Origin of the sequence: Streptomyces sp. C (genome assembly GCF_000158895.1) — a bacterium.
GTDB lineage: Bacteria > Actinomycetota > Actinomycetes > Streptomycetales > Streptomycetaceae > Streptomyces > Streptomyces racemochromogenes.
On sequence record NZ_GG657750.1, the window covers coordinates 6503782 to 6507956 of the forward strand.

Below are 4175 nucleotides of genomic sequence, written 5' to 3' on the forward strand. Positions count from 1 at the left end.
CGGGCGCGTACACCCCGGGGGCGGGGCAGTACGCGTACTCCTCCTCGCGCAGCATCACCAGCAGCGGGCGCACCTCCGCCCCGGCCAGCCCCGACTCCCGTGCGAGCTGCGCGGCCCGCACGCCGAGCGGGTGCCGCTCCAGGACCCGTACGGCGGCCAGCGCGCGCCGCGCCTGCGCCAGGGCCTCGCCGGTGTCGGACTGGACCACCGTCCCCCGCGCGGCCGACGTCAGCGCGGGGTGGCGCAGCGGGCCCGGGCCGGGGCGCGGCCGGGGCGCCGGGGGCGGGGGCGGCGGCAGGAACGCGGCCAGCACCGCGGGCAGCCCCGGCCTGGGCAGCGGTACCGGGCCCAGGTCGGGGTCGTCGCACTGGTCGACGTACCGCAGGACGGCCGCCTGGGCGCACAGCCGCACCTCGCGCAGCTCGCGGCGGCCGCCGGGGCGGAACCCCCGGCGGCCCAGCTCCCGCGCCCAGTGGCGGGCGTCGTGGTGCTCGCCGCGCCGGGAGTGGTCCAGGAAGAGGCAGTAGGCGGCCGGAGCGGTGCGGGGGCTGCCGGAGCCGGCGGCGAACTGCCACCAGAAGCGGGACCCCTCGCGCAGCCCGGCCAGGTACAGCAGGCAGCCGAAGACGACCGCGCCCGGCAGGTCGCTGTGCCGGCTCTCCAGGAAGGCTTCGAGGTCGGCCCCGGCGCGCGGCTCACCGACCACGGCCAGGCAGGCGGCCTTCAGGTCGCGCCGGGCCCGCTCCGACTCCAGCGGGCGGTCCCGTGCGGGGTCGCTCCAGCCGAAGGGGCGCCGCCGGCTCCGGGCCGGGGCGGCCGCCGGGGCGCCGGGGGCGCGGGGCACGCGCAGCAGCCGGGCTTCGGCCGCGCCCAGGTCGTAGTGCGGGTAGCGGTCGCGCACGCCCGCGCGGGCCAGGAACTCCGCCAGGCTGCGCGGGGCCGCCGCACGGCCGCCGCCGGGGCCGCCCCCGGGGTCGCCGCCCCCGGCGTCCTCGCCGGGCCTCATGATCCGGCGGACGTGTCGAGCAGCCGGGCGAGGCGCCGGTGGGCCTGGCCGAGCTGCGAGCGGACGGTGGCCTCGTCGACGCCCATCACGGCGGCCGCCTCACCGGGGGTGCACTGGAGCCCGTAGCGCAGCAGCACGGTGTCCCGCTGCCGCTCGGCGAGGCGGGAGACCGCCGAGTAGAAGCGGATGGTGTCGGTCAGCACCTCGTACTGGTCGGCGTGCGCCTCTTTGAGGGCCGCCTCGAAGGCGCTGATGTCCATCGGCTCGGGGCGGCGCAGGCGCGGGTCGCGGCGCTGCTGCCAGTCGACGATCCGCTGCTTGAGCACGGTCCAGGCGTAGGCGTCGAGGCGGTCCATGTGGAGCATGCGCAGCCACTCGTGCATGATCGAGTCGAAGGTGGCGTCCACCGCGTCCTCGGCGGCCGCGTCGGAGCCGAGCTGGAGGTACGCGAAGCGCATGTACGCGGGCCGCCGGTTCGTGTGGAACGCCCAGTACGACAGGCGCGCGGTCGGATCCCACTGACTCATGGGCGTCGGCTGCCGCCGTCGGCTGGGCAGTCCCACGGCCCCGCCGGACTCCTCCGGTCCGCCATCGTTCACCGTTCCCCACCTCATCCCCTGTGCGGGGTCCATGAGAGCAGCGCCTACGCCCTCCGAGGGGGCGGAGGAGCAACATGAGGGGATTAGGCGCGGGGGTGATCGGATGGTGACCGATGCCGATCACGCGAGGTGCCGCGGAGCCCGAACGCATATGCCGGGGCCGTCCGGACCGTCCGGGCCGTCCGGCGTCCGGCCGGCGGTCCGGCGGGCGGTCCGGCGGGCGGACGCCGGTCGGGGCCCCGGCGGTGCGGCTGTAGCATGGGCCCATCGCGAGGGCCGTGACGGAGAGGTCACAGTCCTCGCTTTTGCGTTGCGTCCCCGACGCACCGCCGCCGGACCCCCGGACCCCCGGGAAAACCCGACGCGTGGCGTTTCGCCGGTTCGATACGATGAACCGCGCGTCGTCACGCGTAGATCCGTACAAATGAAACGAATGGAGCATCCGAGGATGGCTCGACACCTGATCACCAGCGCGCTTCCCTACATCAACGGGATCAAGCACCTGGGCAACATGGTCGGGTCGATGCTTCCGGCGGATGTGTACTCCCGGTACCTCCGCCAGCGCGGCCACGACGTCCTGTACATCTGCGCCACCGACGAGCACGGCACCCCGGCCGAACTCGCCGCCAAGGAGAACGGCCTCCCGGTCTCCGAGTTCTGCGCGCAGGCCCACGACGCCCAGAAGGCGGTCTACGACGGCTTCGAGCTGTCCTTCGACTACTTCGGCCGCAGCTCCTCCGCGCAGAACGTGGAGATCACCCAGCACTTCGCGCGGCAGCTCCAGGCCAACGGCTTCATCGAGGAGCGCGCGATCCGGCAGGTGTACTCGCCCGCCGACGGCCGCTTCCTGCCGGACCGCTACGTCGAGGGCACCTGCCCGCACTGCGGCTACGACAAGGCCCGCGGCGACCAGTGCGAGAACTGCACCCGCGTCCTGGACCCCACGGACCTGATCGAGCCCCGCTCGGCCATCTCCGGCTCCACCGAGCTGGAGGTCCGCGAGACCAAGCACCTCTTCCTGCTCCAGTCCAAGCTGCAGCACGAGGTCGAGGCCTGGGTCGCACGCCACGAGGACGAGTGGCCGCAGCTGGCCTCCTCCATCGCCCGCAAGTGGCTGACCGAGGGCCTGCACGACCGCGCCATCACCCGCGACCTCGACTGGGGCGTCCCGGTCCCGGCCGACACCTGGCCCGAGCTGGCCGCCGAGGGCAAGGTCTTCTACGTCTGGTTCGACGCGCCGATCGAGTACATCGCCTCCACCAAGGAGTGGGCCGACGCCGACCCGGCGAACCGCGACTACAAGTCCTGGTGGTACGAGGCCGAGGACGTCCGCTACACCCAGTTCATGGCCAAGGACAACGTCCCGTTCCACACGGTGATGTTCCCGGCCACCGAGCTCGGTACCCGCGAGCCGTGGAAGATGGTCGACTACGTCAAGGCCTTCAACTGGCTGACGTACTACGGCGGCAAGTTCTCCACCTCGCAGAAGCGCGGCGTCTTCACCGACCAGGCGCTGGAGATCCTGCCCGCCGACTTCTGGCGCTACTTCCTCATCGCCAACGCCCCCGAGTCCGACGACTCGTCCTTCACGTGGGAGCACTTCGCGGCCACGGTCAACAAGGACCTCGGCGGCACCCTCGGCAACTTCGTCAACCGCGTACTGACCTTCTCCCGGAAGAAGTTCGGCGACGAGGTCCCCGCCGGCAACCCGGCGGGCGAGGCGGAGAGCCGGCTCGGCGAGCAGATCGCCGAGCTGCTCGCCGAGTACGAGGGCCACATGGAGACCCTCCAGTACCGCAAGGCCGCCGCCGCGCTGCGCGCCCTGTGGTCGGCCGGCAACGCCTACCTCGACGAGAAGGCCCCGTGGCTGGAGGTCAAGACCGACCTCGACGCCGCGGCCCTCACCCTGCGCACCGCGATGAACCTCATCCACCTCTACTCGGTGGTCTCCGAGCCGTTCATCCCGGCCTCGGCGCGCGCCATGCGCTCCTCCTTCGAGCTGCCCGGCGACACCGCCGCCTGGGTCACCCCGGAGCAGGCCAAGGCGCTGGACACCGTCCCGGCCGGGACGCCGTTCACCGTGCCGCCGGTGCTCTTCGCCCGGATCACCGAGGAGGACCTGGAGTCCTACCGCGAGCGCTTCGGCGGCGACCCGGAGGCCTGAGCGCCCCGATGACCGCCCCGGAGGGGCGCGGCCCGCGCGGTCGCGCCCCTCCGGCGTATCCGCGCACCCCGCCGGTGGTAGGGGAAACCCGACCGTCAGGACTCCGCCTGGGCGTGCAGACCAGGCCGGTGCCGCGCGGCTGGAATGGGTCCATGACCCCTTCCCGTACCGCCCGGTGGACCGCCGGCTGGCTGCTCGCCGCCGCCTGGGCGCTGTCCTTCCCGCTGTTCTCCACCCTGGCCCCGCACCGCCTGTGGGGCTGGTGTGCGGCCGCCGGATACCTCGCCGCCGCGGCCGCCACCGCCCTGGGCCGGCGCCGGGAGGCACTCGCCGCCGCGCTGCTGGGCGCGGTGGCGGTGCCGCTGCTGTACCTGGTGCTCACCGGACAGGGGCAGTCCGAGGTCGG

At 73.7% G+C, this 4175-nt stretch carries 3 protein-coding genes and 1 pseudogene; 2 read left to right on the forward strand and 2 right to left on the reverse strand.

The annotated features are described in order from the left end of the window. The coding region (locus SSNG_RS42410) for a helix-turn-helix domain-containing protein (protein WP_050779768.1) at nt 1–1006 on the reverse strand (1006 nt) is incomplete at its 3' end. Continuing rightward, nucleotides 1003–1533, reverse strand: a complete 531-nt coding sequence (locus SSNG_RS29190) for a sigma-70 family RNA polymerase sigma factor (protein WP_128637565.1) — start codon at nt 1531–1533, stop codon at nt 1003–1005. The genes SSNG_RS29190 and SSNG_RS42410, both read right to left, overlap by 4 nt. Before the next feature lie 520 nt (nt 1534–2053). On the opposite strand from SSNG_RS29190, the gene metG reads away from it, so the two are divergent. Next, a complete protein-coding gene (metG, locus tag SSNG_RS29195; protein WP_007267532.1) occupies nt 2054–3769 on the forward strand; it encodes a methionine--tRNA ligase in 1716 nt (571 codons plus the stop codon). 152 nt (nt 3770–3921) lie between these two features. Further along, nucleotides 3922–4175, forward strand: a pseudogene (locus tag SSNG_RS42415) (hypothetical protein); the annotation flags it as partial.

Coding starts and splice junctions, on each gene's coding strand:
- metG (WP_007267532.1), top strand. CDS start 2,054: ATGGCTCGACACCTGATCACCAGCGCGCTTCCCTACATCAACGGGATC.
- SSNG_RS29190 (WP_128637565.1), bottom strand. CDS start 1,533: ATGAGTCAGTGGGATCCGACCGCGCGCCTGTCGTACTGGGCGTTCCAC.